At 67.3% G+C, this 18,292-nt stretch carries 19 protein-coding genes; 9 read left to right on the forward strand and 10 right to left on the reverse strand.

Annotated features, from left to right (window positions below; all coding sequences use genetic code 11):
- Window positions 1-71: 71 nt before the first annotated feature.
- The gene (locus tag EXE63_RS29745; protein WP_168144922.1) at window positions 72-566 is read left to right on the forward strand and encodes an MTB12 family secreted protein; all 495 of its coding nucleotides are present in this window, start codon (window positions 72-74) and stop codon (window positions 564-566) included.
- An 11-nt stretch (window positions 567-577) separates the two neighbouring features.
- Window positions 578-1,132, forward strand: coding sequence for a lipoprotein LppK (gene lppK / locus EXE63_RS29750; protein WP_168144923.1), 555 nt, complete (start codon window positions 578-580; stop codon window positions 1,130-1,132).
- A gap of 5 nt (window positions 1,133-1,137) precedes the next feature.
- Here lppK and EXE63_RS29755 read toward each other — a convergent pair whose 3' ends face one another.
- Window positions 1,138-2,004 (reverse strand): tRNA (adenine-N1)-methyltransferase, encoded by an 867-nt coding sequence (locus tag EXE63_RS29755; protein WP_168144924.1) that lies wholly within the window; start codon window positions 2,002-2,004, stop codon window positions 1,138-1,140.
- A gap of 69 nt (window positions 2,005-2,073) precedes the next feature.
- On the opposite strand from EXE63_RS29755, the gene EXE63_RS29760 reads away from it, so the two are divergent.
- The 6 genes from EXE63_RS29760 to EXE63_RS29785 are packed head-to-tail and all read left to right on the forward strand — an operon-like array spanning window position 2,074 to window position 5,721.
- Complete coding sequence (locus EXE63_RS29760; RefSeq protein ID WP_168144925.1) at window positions 2,074-2,946, forward strand: RecB family exonuclease; 873 nt, start codon at window positions 2,074-2,076, stop codon at window positions 2,944-2,946.
- Window positions 2,943-3,734 carry a thioesterase family protein gene (locus tag EXE63_RS29765; protein ID WP_168144926.1) on the forward strand — a complete coding sequence of 264 codons (792 nt, stop codon included), beginning with the start codon at window positions 2,943-2,945 and terminating at the stop codon, window positions 3,732-3,734. Before EXE63_RS29760 ends, EXE63_RS29765 begins: the two co-directional genes overlap by 4 nt.
- Window positions 3,735-3,737: 3 nt before the next feature.
- On the forward strand, window positions 3,738-4,244 hold the full coding sequence (locus EXE63_RS29770; RefSeq protein WP_168144927.1) for a DinB family protein: 507 nt from the start codon (window positions 3,738-3,740) through the stop codon (window positions 4,242-4,244).
- Between the two features lie 45 nt (window positions 4,245-4,289).
- A complete protein-coding gene (locus tag EXE63_RS29775; RefSeq protein WP_168144928.1) occupies window positions 4,290-4,607 on the forward strand; it encodes an ArsR/SmtB family transcription factor in 318 nt (105 codons plus the stop codon).
- The gene (locus EXE63_RS29780; RefSeq protein ID WP_168144929.1) at window positions 4,604-5,113 is read left to right on the forward strand and encodes an SRPBCC family protein; all 510 of its coding nucleotides are present in this window, start codon (window positions 4,604-4,606) and stop codon (window positions 5,111-5,113) included. Before EXE63_RS29775 ends, EXE63_RS29780 begins: the two co-directional genes overlap by 4 nt.
- Window positions 5,110-5,721 carry a flavodoxin family protein gene (locus tag EXE63_RS29785; protein WP_168144930.1) on the forward strand — a complete coding sequence of 204 codons (612 nt, stop codon included), beginning with the start codon at window positions 5,110-5,112 and terminating at the stop codon, window positions 5,719-5,721. The genes EXE63_RS29780 and EXE63_RS29785 overlap by 4 nt, the downstream gene beginning before the upstream one ends.
- On the opposite strand, the gene EXE63_RS29790 is transcribed toward EXE63_RS29785, so the two are convergent.
- The 8 genes from EXE63_RS29790 to EXE63_RS29825 form a co-directional block, all read right to left on the reverse strand.
- Window positions 5,705-7,084 (reverse strand): FAD-containing oxidoreductase, encoded by a 1,380-nt coding sequence (locus EXE63_RS29790; RefSeq protein WP_168144931.1) that lies wholly within the window; start codon window positions 7,082-7,084, stop codon window positions 5,705-5,707. The genes EXE63_RS29785 and EXE63_RS29790 overlap by 17 nt on opposite strands.
- Window positions 7,084-7,566: a DUF4126 family protein gene (locus tag EXE63_RS29795; protein ID WP_168144932.1), complete on the reverse strand. Its 483-nt coding sequence runs from the start codon at window positions 7,564-7,566 to the stop codon at window positions 7,084-7,086. The genes EXE63_RS29790 and EXE63_RS29795 overlap by 1 nt, the downstream gene beginning before the upstream one ends.
- A 64-nt stretch (window positions 7,567-7,630) precedes the next feature.
- Window positions 7,631-8,482 carry an ATP phosphoribosyltransferase gene (gene hisG, locus EXE63_RS29800; RefSeq protein WP_168144933.1) on the reverse strand — a complete coding sequence of 284 codons (852 nt, stop codon included), beginning with the start codon at window positions 8,480-8,482 and terminating at the stop codon, window positions 7,631-7,633.
- Entirely contained in the window at window positions 8,482-8,763 is a 282-nt protein-coding gene (locus EXE63_RS29805; protein WP_105366367.1) for a phosphoribosyl-ATP diphosphatase, read from the reverse strand. Before EXE63_RS29805 ends, hisG begins: the two co-directional genes overlap by 1 nt.
- Window positions 8,764-8,796: 33 nt before the next feature.
- Window positions 8,797-10,116, reverse strand: coding sequence for a putative bifunctional diguanylate cyclase/phosphodiesterase (locus tag EXE63_RS29810; RefSeq protein ID WP_168144934.1), 1,320 nt, complete (start codon window positions 10,114-10,116; stop codon window positions 8,797-8,799).
- Entirely contained in the window at window positions 10,055-11,125 is a 1,071-nt protein-coding gene (locus EXE63_RS29815; protein WP_168144935.1) for a hypothetical protein, read from the reverse strand. The genes EXE63_RS29810 and EXE63_RS29815 overlap by 62 nt, the downstream gene beginning before the upstream one ends.
- A 75-nt stretch (window positions 11,126-11,200) precedes the next feature.
- Window positions 11,201-12,670 carry a sugar porter family MFS transporter gene (locus tag EXE63_RS29820; protein ID WP_168144936.1) on the reverse strand — a complete coding sequence of 490 codons (1,470 nt, stop codon included), beginning with the start codon at window positions 12,668-12,670 and terminating at the stop codon, window positions 11,201-11,203.
- Window positions 12,671-12,744: 74 nt separating this feature from the next.
- Window positions 12,745-13,428: an HAD family hydrolase gene (locus EXE63_RS29825; protein WP_168144937.1), complete on the reverse strand. Its 684-nt coding sequence runs from the start codon at window positions 13,426-13,428 to the stop codon at window positions 12,745-12,747.
- Between the two features lie 75 nt (window positions 13,429-13,503).
- Here EXE63_RS29825 and EXE63_RS29830 point away from each other — a divergent pair, with 75 nt between their 5' ends.
- Window positions 13,504-14,307 (forward strand): SDR family oxidoreductase, encoded by an 804-nt coding sequence (locus EXE63_RS29830; RefSeq protein ID WP_168144938.1) that lies wholly within the window; start codon window positions 13,504-13,506, stop codon window positions 14,305-14,307.
- Window positions 14,308-14,319: 12 nt separating this feature from the next.
- On the opposite strand, the gene metH is transcribed toward EXE63_RS29830, so the two are convergent.
- Complete coding sequence (gene metH / locus EXE63_RS29835; RefSeq protein ID WP_234904669.1) at window positions 14,320-17,982, reverse strand: methionine synthase; 3,663 nt, start codon at window positions 17,980-17,982, stop codon at window positions 14,320-14,322.
- Window positions 17,983-18,292 lie beyond the last annotated feature (310 nt).

The raw sequence follows: 18,292 nt of genomic DNA on the forward strand, positions 1-18,292 counted from the left end.
GGTCTAGGAATTCGACACACCAGCAACGCTGTTAACCTCCTTGCTTAGCTTGCCCCATTGAAAGGACCACTGTGATCCTCAAAACCCTCGCAATCGGCTTCGTCACCAGCGCCGCGGCAGCCGGCCTGGTAACCGCTGCGGCGACGGGCGTGTCGTCGATTGCCGCCGGCAGTGCCCCGGCGATCACCGCCGTGGTGTGGGACACACCGATGCCGCAGGCACCGGCGCCCGAGTTGCAGGCACCGTTGACACAGACCCTGACCGTGCTCGCCGGACCCGGCTCGTTCTCCGGAAAGGCCGCCTACATCCAGGGCGGGATCGGCCGTATCGAGTCCATCGCCGCCGACCGCGCGTACAGCAACGCCGCGAGGGAAGGCAAGTTCCCGCTGACCTTCAACGTGCTCGACATCGACGTCAACGGCCCCGTCGCGACTGCCAACGTCACGGCCACCGCGGCCACCGGTGGCACCGCCACACAACCCGTGACCTTCACGGCCGGACCGAGCCCCACCGGCTGGCAGGTGTCCAGGCAGTCCGCTCTGGCGCTGCTCTCGGCGGCCGGCTGACTCACGCGCCGATGCGCCGCACGTCCGTAGCGGTCCTGAGCGCCACCGCGTTGGTGGTGGCGCTCGGGTTCGCGGGCTGCGGCGCCGAGCCGATCCCACCCGCCCCGCAAGCCTCGGTGTCCGCGCCCGCCGTCACGGGCGCCCAGACCGCGCCGCAGGCACCCCTGCCGGCACCGCAGGCCATCACCGATGTCCTGGCCAAGCTGGCGGACCCGGCGATCCCCGGTGAGCAGAAGGTCGCCCTGGTGCAGTACGCCACTCCGGAGGACGGCGCCGCGCTCGATCGTTTCGCCCAGGCCACCGTCGACGGTGGGCTTGCGCCGCTGACATTCCAGGCGGCCGACCTCACCTGGTCACCGGCCGACTATGGCGATGTGGTCGCCACCGTCACGGTCGGCTCCGCCAACCCGGCCCCGGAAGCGCGGCCGTTCACCTTCCCCATGCAGTTCACGCTCAACGAGGGTGCCTGGCAATTGACGCGGGTGACCGCCGACCAGTTGCTCGAGCTCGGGCCGGTGCCCAGCGCCTCGTCGGTGGCGCCTCCCCCGGCTGATCCGCCGCGATAGCCCGCTCAGACCTGCGGGCGTTTGCGGCGCAGCGGGGTCGGGGTCACCGTGCCCGGCGCCAACTTGCGGGCGCTGATGAGAAAAGCGGTATGCCCACGCATGTTGTGCTGCGGCCGTACCGCCAGCCCGACGACATTCCAGCCGCGCTGCATGGTCTCCCAGGCCCTGGGCTCGGTCCAGCACTGCTGCTCCCGCAGCGCCTCCACGGTGCGCGACAACTGGGTGACGGTCGCGACGTAGACGATCAGCACGCCGCCGGCCACCAGCGCCGTCGACACGCTGTCCAGAACATCCCACGGGGCCAGCATGTCCAGCACCACGCGGTCGACTTCCGTCTCCCCCGTCGCTTCGCTCGCCCCCGGACGGCCCCCGGCCGGGTACTCGTTGAGATCAGCGATCCGCAGATCCCAGTTGGCCGGGCGCTCCCCGAAGAAGGTCTCGACATTGCGGATCGCGTGCACGGCGTGGTCGTCGCGTACCTCATAGGAGATGACCTGTCCGGTCGGCCCGACCGCGCGCAGCAGGGAACAGGTCAGTGCGCCCGAGCCGGCACCGGCCTCCAGCACCCGCGCACCCGGGAAGATGTCGCCCTCGTGCACGATCTGCGCGGCGTCCTTGGGATAGATGACCTGCGCGCCACGCGGCATGGACAGGACGTAGTCGATCAGCAGGGGCCGCAGCACCAGGAACGGGTCGCCGTTGGTGGACTTCACGACGCTGCCCTCGGGCTGGCCGATCACGGTGTCGTGGCCGATGGCGCCGCGGTGGGTGTGGAACTCGCCACCCGGACTGAGCACCATTGTGTAGTGCCGCCCCTTGGGATCGGTGAGTTGCACGCGATCGCCGATGACGAACGGACCAGTGATTTGCACGGGGTCAGCCTGCCAGACGCGCCGCCGCGGCTACGAATTGTTGTCGGTCCGCAGGCCTAGGCTTGCCCTATGAGCGCCCCAGCACCCGCCCGAACCGGTTGGCGCCCGGCCCTGTCACCGTCACGGGCCAGTGACTTCAAACAGTGCCCGTTGCTGTACCGCTTCCGTGCCATCGACCGGCTGCCCGAGCCGGTCTCGCCGGCGCAGCTGCGCGGTTCGGTGGTGCATGCCGCGCTCGAGGAGCTCTACGCGTTGCCCGCCGCCGAACGCCTCCACGACACCGCCCTGACGTTGGTCGATCCTGCCCTGGACCGGGTGGTCGCCGAGGGCAGCAAAACAGGACTCACGGTGGATCCCGATCTGCGGGCCGAACTTCTGCGCGACGCCCGCAAGCTGCTGTCGGGCTATTACCGCCTGGAAGATCCGACCCGCTTCGACCCGCACAGTTGTGAGCAGCGCGTCGAGGTGGAGTTGGAGGACGGCACGCTGCTGCGCGGTTTCGTCGACCGGATCGATATCGCTGCGACCGGTGAGATGCGGGTGGTCGACTACAAAACCGGGAAATCACCGTCGGAACTGTGGGCCCTGGCCGAGGCCAAGGCGCTGTTCCAGATGAAGTTCTATGCGGTCGCGCTGTGGCGATCGCGCGGTGTGTTGCCTGCCAAGTTGCGCTTGCTCTATCTGGCCGACGGACAGGTGCTGGACTACTCCCCCGATGTGGATGAGCTGGTGCGCTTCGAGCGGACCCTGACCGCAATCTGGCGAGCGATCCAGTCCGCGGGTAGTACAGGCGATTTTCGGTCCAAGCGGTCGAAGCTGTGTAGCTGGTGCGCACACCAACAGCTCTGCCCGGAGTTCGGGGGTACACCGCCGGCGTACCCGGGTTGGCCGCAGGAACCGTCACCTGACGGCAGGAGCGAAGCAGCGACGGCGGTCGAGTGAGCGACTGCCACTACCGGCGGCTGGCCGAGTCCGAGGGATTTCAGGTCTTCGAGTCGACGCCGGGTACCGCGAGCAACTGGGACGCCGCGATCCAGCACGGGTCACCGCCACTGGCGCTGTTGACCAGAGCAATCGAGGAGCTCTATCCCGAGCGTCCCGAACTGCGGGTGGGACGGCTCGTGCTCGACATCCTGGGAGCCATCCCGGTCGCCCCGGTGAAGGTGCGCGCCTGGGTGGACCGGCCGGGCGCCCGAATCACCATGGCGGTCGCCGAGATGCGCACCGTAGGCGGCAAGGACCGGGTTCTGGCCCGGGTGAGTGCCTGGCTGCTGGCCACCAGCGACACCGCCGACGCCGTCACCGACCGTCATCCCCCGTTGGTGGAGGGCGCGGCGATGGACAATCCGCACGGGTGGATGGGGGCACCCGGGTATCTGGAGACCGTCAGTTGGCGCAAGCAGCGGACCGACCCGGGCAAGCCGGCGGTGGTGTGGATGAGTCCGCTTGTGCCACTGGTGGCTTCCGAACCGGTGACCGATCTGCAGCGGCTGGCGATGGTCGTCGATTCCGCCAATGGCGTCGGCGCCGCGCTCGATCCCGACGTGTTCGTGTTCATGAACACCGACACCGCGGTCCATCTGCACCGCGCGCCCATCGGCAATGACTTCGCGCTGCGCGCCCGCGGCTCGATCGGCCCGGACGGCATCGGGGTGACGACCGCCGATATCTTCGATCGGCAGGGATTCATCGGAACATCGGCGCAGACGCTCCTCGTACAGCGGAGGTAGGCGGTGATCGAGTCGCTGCAGCGGCAGTTCGATCTCGCGTGGGCGCTGACAGACCTACATCTGTCGGCGCTGTCCGTCGAGGACTTCCGCTGGGAACCGACGAGTCTGGTGTGGACGATGCGCAAAGACGCCGCGGGGCGCTGGTGTCCGGACTGGGCCGAGACGGAACCGGAACCCATCCCGGTGCCCACCATCGGGTGGATCAGCTGGCACATCGTCTTCTGGTGGTCGTCGGCAATGGATGCACTGGCCGGACGGCCGGCGCGACCGCCCACCGCGATCGCGTGGCCGGGCCCCGCGGATGCGGTAGAGGTGATCAGAGCGCTGCACGCACAGTGGCGGGAGGTCCTGGCGGGGCTGAGCCCGGCCGATCTGGACGCGCCATGTGCCTTCCCGTGGGGCCCCGACGCGGATCGGACCGTTGCCGACACCGTGCTGTGGTTGAACATCGAACTGACCAAGAACGGATCCGAGATCGGCCTGCTGCGGATGATGCGCGTCGCGAACTAGCTATATCTACTTGCATCTATATAGATGCGCTGCAATACTTCTGGCATGGACGTGTTCGAAGCCGTCGCCGAACCCAGTCGGCGCACCCTGCTCGACGCGCTGCGACACGGCGAGCGCACCGCGGGCGAACTGGTGGACACCTTGCCCGGGCTGACCCAGCCGACGGTGTCCCGTCATCTCCGGGTGCTGCGTGAGGTCGGCCTGGTCGAAGTCCGTTCCGACGCCCAGCGGCGCATCTACGCCCTGCGTGCCGACGGTCTCGTCGAGATGGACACCTGGATCGAGTCCTACCGTCACTTCTGGGCTGGTCACCTCGACGCACTCGAAGGGCATCTACAGAAGACGTTCGGGGAACCGTCATGACCGCTCATGACGGCCGAGTGGTCGTCGACGGTGAGCGTGCGGCGCTGCACTTCGAACGACGACTGCCCTACCCGATCGAACAGGTGTGGATCGCGATCACCGATCCGGTGCATCGCGGAAAATGGATGGGCCGCACCGTGATCGACCCCCGCGAGGGCGGCACCATCGAGACCGTGGCCTCCGGGCCGCCGTTGCCGCCCGAACGCAAGCGGATGACCGGTCGGATCCTGGTGTGGGATCCACCGCACGTGTTCGAACACGAATGGCTGCAGCCCATCGTCGAGCCCGGCGTGGTGCGCTATGAACTCACCTCCGATGGCACCGGCACGTTGTTGCGGCTCAGCCATCGAGGACTGAGCGTCCCGAACGCGAACGGCTTCCGGACCGGGACGCATGCCTACCTCGACCGGCTTGCCGCACTGCTCGCCGGTGAATCGCTACCCAACTGGGCTCAACGCGTGCAAGCCATCTCGGGCTTCGCGCCGACAGGTGAGGAGTTCTCATGACCGACAACGCCTTCGGGAACCGGCCGGCGATCGTCATCGCCTATCACTCCGGATTCGGGCACACCGCGACGCTGGCGTCCGCGGTCGCCGACGGGGCGCACACCGAGGGAGCCGACGTCACCACGGTGGCCGTCGACACGATGACCGATGCGGACTGGGTGACACTGGACAGCGCCGACGCGATCATCTTCGGGACCGCGACCTACATGGGTAACGTGTCGGCCGGGTTCCAGGCCTTCGCGGAGCAGACCGGCCGGCGTTGCATCACCGGCGCGTGGCGGGACAAGGTAGCGGCCGGATTCGCCAATTCCGGCGCCAAGAGCGGGGACAAGCTGACCGCCCTGATCTCACTGACGGTGTTCGCCGCCCAGCACCATATGCACTGGGTCAGTTTGGGTCTGGGGCCGGGCTGGAATTCCGCCGCGGGCAGTGAACACGACCTGAACCGGCTCGGATTCTGGCTCGGCGCCGGCGCGCAGACCGACGTCGACGCCGGACCCGAGGACGTCCACCCCGCCGACATCGCGACCTGCCGGCATCTCGGGCAACGCGTCGCCGCGGTGAGCGCCCAACTGATCGCCGGCCGGGCGGCTAGTTCAGCGGCTTGAGATCCTGCAGCAGGGTGGGCACCAGTTCGCTGACGGTGGGATGGATGTGCATGGTGCGTGAGATCGCGGTGTAGGGCAGCTTGGCGGTCATCACATCCAGGATCGCGTGCACCACCTCGTCGCCGCCGACCCCCAGGATCGAGGCGCCCAGGATCTCCTCGGTGTCGGCATCGACCACGACCTTCATGAAGCCCTGGGTCTCGCCCTTTTCCACCGCGCGGCCGACACGGGTCATCGGGCGCGTGCCCACCAGTGCTTTCCGGCCGCTGCGGCGCACTTCATCTGCGGTCATCCCGGCGCGGCCCAACGGTGGGTCGATGTAGAGCGCGTAGGTGGGTACACGGTCACTGACCCGGCGCGGATCATCGTCGAGCAGATTTGCCGCCACGATCTCGAAATCGTTGTACGAGGTGTGGGTGAAGGCACCCTTGCCGTTGCAGTCCCCCATCGCCCAGATGTGCTCGGCGCTGGTGCGCAGGGTGTCGTCGACCTCGATGTAGCCTCGGCGGTCGGTGCGCACACCGGCGTTCTCCAGGCCGAGGTCGTCGGTATTGGGTACCCGCCCGACGGCGATCAGGGCATGGCTACCGACAATCGGGGCGGCATCGGATCGGGTGGTCACCTCGAATCCGTCCTGCAACTTGGTGAACCGGATATCGTCGGCGTCGGTGTGAATCTCGATGCCCTCGGCTTCCAGGATGCCGCGGATGGCCGCCGACACATCCTCGTCCTCGCGGGAGGTCAGCCGGGGCCCACGTTCGATCACCGTCACCCGCGCCCCGAACCGCCGGTACATCTGGGCGAACTCCAGGGCGATGTAGCTGCCGCCGATGACGACGAGGTGTTCGGGCACCGAATCGAGTTCCAGCACCGACACATTGGTCAGATAGTCGATATCGGACAAGCCCGGCATGTCCGGCACCACGGCACGGCCACCGACATTGAGGAAGATGCGTTCGGCGCGCAGCAGCCGGCCGTCGAGATCGATGGTGTGTGGGTCGGTGAACCGGGCATGCCCGCGCAACAGGGTGGCGCCGTCCATCCCCTCGAGCCAGTTCTCGACACCGTTGCGGTCTGCCCGCACGATCTGATCCTTGCGTGCCTTCACCTTCGCCATGTCGACGGTCACCTCGCCGGTGCCGATGCCGAATTCGGCTCCGCGGCGGGCGATGTGGGCGGCGTGCGCGCTGGCGACCAGCGTCTTGGTGGGGATACATCCGTAGTTGACGCAGGTGCCGCCGACCAGTTGTCGTTCGATGACCGCGACCCGCTGCCCGGCTCCGGTCAGCCTGCCGGCCAGCGGCGGTCCCGCCTGACCCGCGCCGATGATGATGGCGTCGAAGTCGGTCACCGGCCCTGCCATCAGACGAGGCTGACGAGGAACGCGACGAGGAATCCACCGCCCACGGCAATGGCATCTTCGATGAACGCTCCGGGCCGGTCGTTACCGTCGTTGGATGCCGACAATCTGCTGCGCAATTCGGCACCTGCCAAGGTGCCGAGCACCGCGCCGACCATTCCGGCACCCGTTGCCGAGAAGGTGTGGAAGAACGCGCTGCCGATGACCGCGCCGGCGAAGCCGCCTGTGATCAGCCGGGCGATGAACTGCGGGGGTACCTTGCGGCTCGGCGTCTTCGGGAGCTGATCGGTGATCAGTTCGCCGACGAGCAGAATGCTCAGCACGGTGACGGTGATCGGGTGCCCGACCCATTCCGACCACTTGTCGGTGACATCGATCCAGCCGAGCATCGCACCCCACGCGACCACCGCCGGTGCCGTCATCGCGCGCAGTCCCGCGATCACACCGATCAGTAAGGCCAGCACCAGAACGAGCACCTGCGTCATCGGACCTCCATGCGGTGGATGGACATCCGGACGCTAACACGCGCGACGGCATCGCGCGTCACGATCAGAACCGGCAGAACCTGATGTCGGAGGCCAAAATTGCCTTCGCGCCGATGGCGGCGAGCTCGTCCATGATGGCGTTGACATCGCGGCGCGGCACCAGTGCGCGCACCGCCACCCAGTCCGGATCGGCCAGCGGTGCGATGGTGGGCGATTCGAGCCCGGGGGTGACCGCGCTGGCCTCCTCGAGCACGCTGCGTGGGCAGTCGTAGTCGAGCATCAGATACTGCTGGCCGAACACCACACCCTGTACCCGGGCGGTGAGTTGATCACGCGCCGGATCCGCCTCGGTGTCCGCGCGCTCGATCAGGACCGCCTCGGAATCGCACAGCGACTCACCGAAGGCCACCAGATTGTGCAGTCCCAGGGTGCGACCGGATCCGACGATATCGGCGATGACATCGGCGACACCGAGCTGGATGGAGATCTCCACGGCGCCGTCCAGGCGGATGACGGTGGCCTCGATGCCCTTGTCCGCCAGATTCTTACGCACCAGGTTCGGATACGCGGTGGCGATCCGCTTACCGGCCAGCGTGTCCACCGTCCAGTCCTGTCCCCTGGGCGCGGCGTACCGGAACGTCGACGAACCGAAGCCGAGCGCCAGCCGCTCGCGGACGGGGGCTTCGGACTCGGCCGCCAGGTCACGGCCGGTGATGCCGAGATCGAGTTCCCCGGAGCCCACGTAGATCGCGATGTCCTTGGGCCGTAGGAAGAAGAACTCCACATTGTTGGCGGGGTCGACGACGGTCAGATCCTTGGGATCGGTCCGCCGCCGGTAACCGGCCTCGGACAGGATCTCGGCGGCCGATTCGCTCAGCGCCCCCTTGTTGGGCACCGCGACGCGCAGTGTTGACATCACAGGTTCCGGTACACGTCGTCGAGGCTCAGGCCGCGCGAGAGCATCAGCACCTGGGTCCAATACAGCAGCTGGCTGATCTCGTCGGCGAGCGCTTCATCGCTCTCGTGCTCGGCGGCCAGCCAGACCTCCCCGGCCTCTTCGAGGATCTTCTTGCCCAGGCCGTGCACGCCGGCGTCCAGCGCGGCCACGGTGCCGCTCCCGGCGGGCCGGGACTGCGCTTTCTCGCTGAGTTCGGCGAACAGGCCTTCGAAGGTCTTCACGGGCAGCGATTGTTTCACGTGTGCGGGGGAACACCCAAGACGCGGTGACCATCACGCCGAACCGGAGGCGCCCAGCCTGCTGAGCAAGGCGGGCACCTCGGCGGGTGTGACCGGGGTGCTGAAGAAGAAGCCCTGGCCGGTGTCACAGCCGTGCTGGATCAGCCAGCCGGCGGTATCGGCATCCTCGACACCTTCGGCGACCACCGAGATCCCGAGGCTGTGGGTCAGGTTGATGACGGCGCCGACGACCGCCGCGGCCCGTGCGTCGGTGGTGACGTCGGCGACGAACTGGCGGTCGAGCTTCACTTCGTCGATGGCGAGGTCCCGCAGGTAGGACAGCGCCGAGTAGCCGCTGCCGAAGTCGTCGATGGCCACCCGCACGCCCCGTTCCCGCAGCTCGCGGAGCACCGCCTTGACCGTGCCTACCTCGGTCAGGACGATGTCCTCGGTGATCTCGACGGTCAGCACGTCATGCTCGAGGTGACGGCGGTCTAGTTCCTGACAGAGGCGGTCGGGTAGTCGTGTGTCCCGCAGCATCGGCGCGAAGAAGTTGATCGCGACGGCGATGTCCAGATCCTGCGAGTGCCAGGCGGCGGCGTCGTCGAGCACCTTGCGGACCACGATGTCGGATACCGGGCCCATCAGGCCGTGTTGGCGCACCAGGGACAGGAAAGCATCGGGACGCAGCGTGCCCAGCCGGGGATGTGGCCAGCGCAGCAGCGCTTCGACACCGGTGACCCGTCCGCTGCTCAGAGTCACCTTGGGTTGATAGGCCACCTCGATGGTGCCGCGATCGACCGCGTCGCGAAGCTCGCCCAGCAGGCGGATGCGCTCGGCTCCCCCGCCCGGGCCCCGACGGCGACGGTGCTTGAGATCGACGGGGTCGACATGCGCGGTGGGCAGGTCGGCGGCGAACGTCCGGACGTCTGCCGCCGACCGTTTGACGGCGTACATCGCGAGGTCGGCGCGCCTCATCAGGATCTCCGCAGTCAGGTCCGGCTCCTTCTCCGAGGCCGTCGCCACACCGAGACTCGGTCGCAGGAACACCTCATGGCCGTCGACATCGAACGGCCGCTCGAAGGCCTCGACCACCCGTTGCGCGACCATCTGGTGGTCATCGGCACCGCCCTCCAGCAGCATCATGAACTCGTCACCGCCCAGTCGCGCGACGGTGTCGCCGGTACGGACACAGTCCAGGAAGCGCTGTCCGGCCCCGACCAGCAGGCGATCCGCAACCGGGTGACCCAGGCTGTCGTTGACGAGCTTGAAGTCGTCGAGATCAATCGAGATCACCGTGATGGGCCGGGAATCACGGACGCGCAACAGCATCGCGTGGTCCAGACGTTCGTTGAACAATGTCCGATTTGCCAAGCCGGTCAAAGGATCTCGTAGCGCCTGGTCGGCCGCTCAGCAGCTGCCGGTTGTCCCATGCCGAGAGGATCTGCCGTCCGCACACGACGCACACGATCAGCTGCACCAGCACGCTCTCCAACCCACGCATCACCACCGGCGGGCCGAGGACGCCCGCGAAGAACAACGGCACGTAGGGCAGCCACAGCGAAGAATGGGACGGCACCGGCGCCGGGCGGTCGGGTGCCGGCGGCGGGAGTCGGCTCAGCACCGCCGCGGCGGCGAACAGGGCCATCGCGGACGCCCACAGCAGATCGATGACATGCCCGGTGCGGTAGCTGCCGTCGACGATCAGGAACGTCAGGGTGACGTCGGCGACGGTGATCAAGGTGATGGCGACGGTGATCACCGCCAGCGCCACGGGCCTCCGGCGGCGCGAGCGTGCAAGGGCGAGAACCGCGATCGAGAGCACCACCACATCGGCCAGTGGAGTGACCATTGCCAGCGTCAACTCGAGGTTGTGGTGACGCAGCGTGTCGAAGACGCGGTTCAGGCTGAAGATCCACACCAGCAGAAACAGGCACAAGGAGACCGTCAGTGCGTCGAGTGCCAGATGCACCCGGGAGACCAGGGTCCCCGTCGCGAGCAGTTGAGACAACCCCACTGCGACGAGCACGTTGAACAGCAGATAGAACAAATCGGCCGGTGACGGCGAGGGCGGCTCGCGCAGGACGATGTCGTAGACCAACCAGATCACGTCACCGATCGCCCAGGTCGCCAGCGCCGCGGCCAGGAAGATCCAGGCCAGACGCGCAGGTCCGTCGGCGGCGGCGCGGGCGGCCAGTGCGGCACGCGCGGCCGCGAAAGCCGCCAGCACCAGCGAGATGGCGTCATTGGCGACGGCGAGGTGAGCGCCGTCGCGTGCCAGCACCATCACCAGTGCCAGCGCTGCCACCAGCACCCACGGCACCGCGATCGCGGCGATATCGCGCGCAGGCAACCGGCCGGAGTCCAACTGCTCACCCCCCACTGACCATGGCGCTCCCGGCACTCAAGGTAACGGTGGCACGCACCTGTCGCAGATCACTGCGGGCACATCCCGAGGTCAGTTCGTGACGGGCTTGTCTTCGTGCAGCACCTCGGCGTGCATGTCCTCCAGGGATACTCCCTTGGTTTCGCGGACCCACCTCATCACGAACAGGAACGACAGCACCGCGCACAGCGCATAGAACCCGTAGGCCAGACCCAGGTTGTTCCGCAGCTCCGGGAAGGTCACCGTGATCAGCCAGTTGGCCGCCCACTGACCGGCCGCGGCCAGGCCGAGCGCGGCAGCGCGGATGCGGTTGGGGAACATCTCACCGAGCAGCACCCACACCACCGGGCCCCAGGACATGCCGAAGGCCACCACGAACAGGTTGGCGGCGATCAGCGCGATCACGCCGGACGCGCCCGGCAGGCTCGGTGTCCCATCGGGATTCACGCTGGCGTTGGCGAAGATGACCGCCATGGTGGCCAGTGTGACCCCCATGCCGGCCGAGCCGATCAGCAGCAGCGGCTTGCGACCGATCTTGTCGATCAGCGCGATCGCGATCAGGGTGGTGAGCACGTTGATCACCGAGGTGATCACCGTGTAGACGGCCGACTCGTCGGCGCTGAACCCGACCGCCTGCCACAGCACGTTGGAGTAGTAGAAGATGACGTTGATACCGACGAACTGCTGGAAGATCGACAGCCCCAGGCCCACCCAGACGATGCTGTAGATACCCCCGGTCGGCTTCTTGAGGTCGCGCCAGGACGGCTTGTCCTCGCGCTCCAGGGTGTCCCGGATCCTGGTGATCGTGATCTCCAGGTTCTTCTGCCCGAGCAACATGCTCAACACCCGGCGCGCTTCCGGAATCTTGTGGCTGGCAACGAGATAGCGTGGCGACTCCGGGATGGTGAAGGCCAGCACGCCGTACAGCACGGCGGGGATTGCCATGGCCAGGAACATCCAGCGCCAGGCGTCCAGGCCCAGCCACAGCACCTCGTTGGGCCCGCCCGCCGCCCACTGCAGCAGCCAGTTGACGACGAAGGAGGCGAAGATGCCCAGCACGATGGCCAGTTGCTGCAGGGAGCCCAGCCGTCCGCGGATCTGCGGGGGCGAGGTCTCGGCGATATAGGCCGGTGCGATGACCGACGCCACGCCGACGCCGACACCGCCGACGATGCGGAAGAGCACCACCGTCCAGACCTCGTGCGCCAGGCCGGTGCCGAAGGCACTGATCAGGAACAACACGGCCGCGATCTTCATCACCGCGATGCGGCCGATCTTGTCCGCGATCCGGCCCGCCGTCATGGCCCCCGCCGCGGCGCCCAGCAGCGCCGAGGCCACCGCGAAGCCCAGCTCGGCGTTGCCGATACCGAAGTCTTCCTGGATCGAGGACACCGCGCCGTTGATCACCGCGCTGTCGTAGCCGAACAGCAGACCGCCGAGCGCGGCGACGGCCGCAATCCGCACCGCCGTGCGACCGGAACTGAAACCGGAATCGTCGTCGAGGAACGAGGCTTCGTCGCCTCCGACCGGACCGTGCGTCATGGATCGTCCTTCCACCCCGTGCCGTGATGCGTGTCACATCACAATCGCACAGTCGCGACCCGAAATGGTCTGGATCAGGCGGTGCGTTCGTCCAATTCGGTGCCCAGTTCGGCGTGCACATCGCGCAGGTGGTGCACCGTCAGATCGGCCAGTGACTCCGCGTGGCGGCGCCGGGGACCCGCCGGCACCTCGATTTCGTTGGGAATCACCAGCACTGCGCATCCTGCGGCCTCGGCGGCCGTGGTGCCGGTGACCGAATCCTCGATCGCCAGGCAATGCTGCGGGTCCAGGTCCAGCAGCGCGGCGGCCCGTAGGTACGGGTCCGGAGACGGCTTGCCCGCGGGCACCTCGTCCCCGCACACCGTGACGCTGAAGTAGTGGCGGCCGATGCTGTTGAGGGCCTTCTCCGTGAGCCCCCGGCGGGTGTTGGTCACCAGCGCCATGGTGACCCCGGCGGCGGACAGGTCATCGAGCAGCTCGCGTGCGCCCGCACACCACGGCAGTCCGGTCTCGAAAAGCTCACCGACATAGTCGTGTAACCAATCGGCTGTCTGTGCGAGGTCCACCGGGTCGGGTTCCAGGCCCAGGTCGGCGTACACGATCCGCATCACGATCTCGCTGGAGCCGCCGATCGTGGTGGCGCGGACCTCTTCACTGAGCTCCCGCCCGTGCCGGCGGTAGAACTCCTGGAGGCCGATATCCCATAGCTTTTCGGAGTCGACGAGGGTGCCGTCCATATCCCACAGCACTGCACGCATGTCCCCGATTGTCGCATCGATCGCGGTGGGCCCGAAAATCTGAGCCTGTCGGCAGGCCGGGCTAGCGTGGTCGCCATGACGGTTCTTGTGACGGGTGCCACCGGCAATATCGGCCGCCGGGTCGTGGATCGACTTCTGGACCTGGGTGTCTCGGATATCCGTGCCCTGACCTCGGACCCGGCCAAGGCGAATCTGCCCGCGGGTGTGGAAGTGGTCACAGGATTTCTGGGTAGGCCCGAGACCTTGTCGCCCGCACTCGCCGACGTCGACCAGATCTACCTGGCGCCGTTCCCGCGCACCATCGGCATCACCTGCGAGATGATCGCCGCGGCGCGGGTCAGCTATGTGGTGGCGCTGTCCGGTGCCGCGCACTGGCAGGAACACGCCGACAGGATCGCCGCCACCCCGGTGCCCAGCACACAACTCGGGCCCGGCGAGTTCTGCGAGAACTTCGCCATGTGGGCGCCGCAGATCAGCACGGGCGTGGTGCGTGACGTGGCGCCCGAGGCCGTCCAGTCACCGGTGTCCATGGACGATATCGCCCGGGTGGCCGCGCACCTGCTGGCCGACCCGACGGACGCGCACCTGGGCCAGATGTACGAGTTGACGGGACCGGAGGCGATCACCCGTGCGGAGATCGCGCGCCAGATCGGCGCCGGCCTCGGCACCCCCGTGCAGATGCAGCGCTGCGACCGGGCCGAAGCCGACGCGCTGCTGCGGCCGGTGATGGGAGACGGCGTGGACTGGTACCTGGACCTGTTCGACGGCGACACCGGACCGCAGCACGCCAACGATCTGGTCGAGCAGTTGACCGGCTCGCCCGCGCTGTCGATGCGACAGTGGGCGGCCGGCAACCGAGAGCTGTTCGCGCCGAACTGATCTGGGCCGGGTTCAGTCCTCCGGGTTGTAGCCGAGATTGGGGCCCAACCAGCGCTCGGCTTCGGCCAGCGTCCAGCCCTTGCGCTTGGCGTAGTCGGCCACCTGGTCCTGGGCCATCCGGCCGACCACGAAGTACTGCGACTGCGGGTGGCTGAAGTACCAGCCGCTGACCGCGGCGCCGGGCCACATCGCCATCGACTCGGTGAGCTCGATCCCGGTGCGCTCCTTGACGTCCATCAGCTCCCACAGCGTCACCTTCTCGGTGTGCTCCGGGCAGGCCGGGTACCCCGGTGCCGGTCGGATCCCGCGGTACTTCTCCGCGATGAGCGCCTCGTTGTCCAACTGCTCATCGGGCTGGAATCCCCAGAACTCCTTGCGGACCCGCTGATGCATCCGCTCGGCGAACGCCTCTGCCAGCCGATCGGCGAGCGACTCCAGCAGGATCGCGTTGTAGTCGTCGTTGGCTGCCTTGAACTCCATGATCCTGTCCTGGCTGCCGAGCCCCGTGGTGACGGCGAAGGCGCCGACGTAGTCAGCCAGACCAGTGTCCTTGGGTGCGATGAAGTCGCCGAGGCTCCGGTTCGGGATGCCGGCCCGGTGCTCGCCCTGCTGACGCAGGTTGTGCAATGTGGTCAGCACCTCGGTCCGGGTCTCGTCGGTGTAGACCTCGATATCGTCGTCGACCGCATTCGCCGGGAAGAATCCGATCACCCCGTTGGCGGTCAGCCACTTCTCCTTGATCAGGGTGTCGAGCATCTCCCGGGCGTCGTCGTACAACTTGCGGGCCGTCTCGCCCGAGACCGGGTTGTTGAGGATGTCCGGGAAACGGCCCTTCATCTCCCAGGCGTTGAAAAACGGCTGCCAGTCGATGTATTCGCGTAGCTCTGCAACGTCGTAGTCAAGAAACTCCCGCACGCCGAGGCCCTGGGCGGGCACCGGCGGCGAGTAGCCCTCCCACTCGATCGGCGTCCGGTTGGCGCGGGCCTTGCCCAGCGTGAGCATCGGCCGCTCGCTCTTCTGGGCGTGCCGTTCGCGAAGGGATGCGTAATCCTTCTCGGTGGCCTCCAGCAGGGCGGGACGCTGCTTGTCGTCGAGCAGCGCGGCGGCGACCGGCACCGAGCGGGACGCGTCCTTGACCCAGACCACCGGGCCGCTACGGCGCGGCGACACCTTCACCGCTGTGTGGGCGCGCGAGGTGGTCGCGCCACCGATCAGCAGCGGGATCTCCAGCCCTTGGCGCTCCATTTCGACCGCAAAGTTGACCATCTCGTCCAGGGACGGGGTGATCAGGCCGGACAGCCCGATGATGTCGGCGTCGTGCTCCTTGGCCGCGTCCAGGATCTTCTGGGCAGGCACCATCACGCCGAGGTCGATCACTTCATAGTTGTTGCACTGCAGCACGACCCCGACGATGTTCTTGCCGATGTCGTGGACGTCGCCCTTCACGGTCGCCATGATGATCGTGCCGTTGGTGTCCTTCGTCGCGGTAACACCGGACTGTTCTTTCTCTGCCTCGATGAATGGCAGCAGGTACGCCACGGCCTTCTTCATCACCCGGGCCGACTTCACCACCTGGGGAAGGAACATCTTGCCTGCGCCGAAGAGATCGCCGACGACGTTCATGCCGTCCATCAGCGGGCCCTCGATGACCTCGATCGGCCGCCCTCCAGCTGCGGAGATCTCGGCCCGCAACTCCTCGGTGTCGGACTCGACGTCGGCGTCGATGCCCTTGACCAGGGCGTGCGTGATCCGCTCGCGGGCCGGGAGGCTGCGCCACTCGGCTGCCTGTGGGTCCTCGATCGTCTCCGACTTGTTGAACCGCTCCGCGATCTCCAGCAGCCGCTCAGCCGCGTCCTCGCGACGGTTCAGGACGACGTCCTCGATCCGGTCCCGCAATTCGGCGTCGATCGAGTCGTAGGGCACCAGCGCGCCCGCGTTGACGATGCCCATGTCCAGGCCGGCCTTGATGGCGTGGAACAGGAACACCGCGTGGATCGCCTCGCGGACGGGGTTGTTGCCCCGGAACGAGAACGACACGTTCGAGATGCCGCCGGAGATGTGCACCCCGGGCAGGTTCTCCTTGATCCAGGCGCAGGCCTCGATGAAGTCGATCCCGTACGTCGCGTGCTCCTCGATACCGGTCGCCAGCGCGAAGCAGTTCGGGTCGAAGATGATGTCCTCGGCCGGGAATCCGACCTCCTCGGTCAGGATCCGGTAGGCGCGTCCGCAGATCTCCTTGCGGCGCTCCAGGTTGTCGGCCTGGCCCTGCTCGTCGAAGGCCATCACGACGACGGCGGCGCCGTACTTGCGGCACAGCCGTGCCTCCCGGATGAACTTCTCCTCGCCCTCCTTCATGGAGATCGAGTTGACGATCGGCTTGCCCTGCACGTTCTTCAGGCCCGCCTCGATGACCTCCCACTTGGAGGAGTCGATCATCACCGGGACGCGGCTGATGTCCGGCTCGGAGGCGATCAGCTTGGTGAACCGGTCCATCGCGGCAACGCCGTCGATCATGCCCTCGTCCATGTTGATGTCGATGACCTGCGCACCGACCTCGACCTGCTGCAGGGCAACCGACAGCGCGGTGTCGTAGTCCTCGGCCTTGATCAGATTCCGGAACCGGGCGGAGCCGGTGATGTTGGTGCGCTCACCGATGTTCACGAACAGCGAGCCGTCGGTGATGTTGAGCGGCTCCAGCCCCGAAAGCCGGGTGGCCACCGCGATCGCCGGCAGTTCGCGCTGCGGCACGCCCTCGACAACCTTGGCGATCTCGGCGATATGCGCCGGCGTCGTTCCGCAGCAACCGCCGACCAGGTTGACCAGGCCGGCCGCGGCGAACTCGGCGATGTATCCGGCCTGATCCTCCGGGGACTCCTCGTACTCGCCAAAGGCGTTGGGCAGGCCGGCATTCGGGTAGCAGGAGACGAAGGTGTCGGCGATCCGGGCCATCTCGGCGATGTATGGCCTCATCTCCGGCGCGCCCAGGGCGCAGTTGAGGCCGACCGCGAGCGGCTTGGCGTGCCTGATCGCGTTCCAGAAAGCTTCGGTGACCTGACCGGACAGCGTCCGCCCGGAGGCATCGGTGATGGTGCCCGAGATGATCACCGGCCAACGGCGTCCGCGGTCCTCGAACAGCGTCTCAAGGGCGAACACCGCCGCCTTGGCGTTCAGCGAATCGAAGATCGTCTCGATGATGATGAGGTCGGAACCACCGTCGACCAGTCCGTTGGCGGCTTCGAGGTAGGCGGCGACCAGCTGGTCGTAGGAGACGTTGCGGGCTCCGGGGTCGTTGACCTCCGGCGAGATCGACGCGGTCCGGGTCGTCGGCCCGATGGCGCCGGCCACGTAGCGGGGCTTGTCCGGGGTGCCGAACTCGTCGCAGGCCGCCCGGGCCAGGGCCGCGCCGGCGTAGTTCAGCTCGTAGCTCAGCTCCGCCATGCCGTAGTCCGACAGCGAGACCGCGTTCGCGTTGAACGTGTTGGTCTCCAGGATGTCGGCGCCCGCCTCGAGGTACTCGCGGTGGATGCCGGAGATGATCTGCGGCTGTGTCAGGTTGAGCAGGTCATTGTTGCCCTGAAGGGCGGTCGGCCACTCCGTGAACCGTTCGCCCCGGTAACCGGACTCATCCGGCCGGTCCCGCTGGATCGCCGTGCCCATTGCACCGTCGATCACCATGATCCGCCGGCCCAACGCAACCGTCAGTTCGTCGGTGCAGTCGCGGCGGATGTTCGGCACAAAGGTGTCCGGTGCGCAGACTTCCGGCTTCGCGGCGTTCACAGGGCACTCCTTCCGTAGCGGAAGGCGTCCTTAACTCTGCCGAGCGTGGCGGATACCGAGGAGGAGCGCTGTCCCCCGAGTAGCCGTTGCAACGCCTCTCGACGGTGAAAAGTCTACGTCGTCATCCAACAGAGTTTCGGACGCCATCTCGTGGCTGTGTCGGCAATGTGGCGGTCGACACGATCAACCGGATTGCCCCCAGGCGTAT

This window comes from Mycolicibacterium frederiksbergense (assembly GCF_012223425.1).
Classification (GTDB): Bacteria; Actinomycetota; Actinomycetes; order Mycobacteriales; family Mycobacteriaceae; genus Mycobacterium; species Mycobacterium frederiksbergense.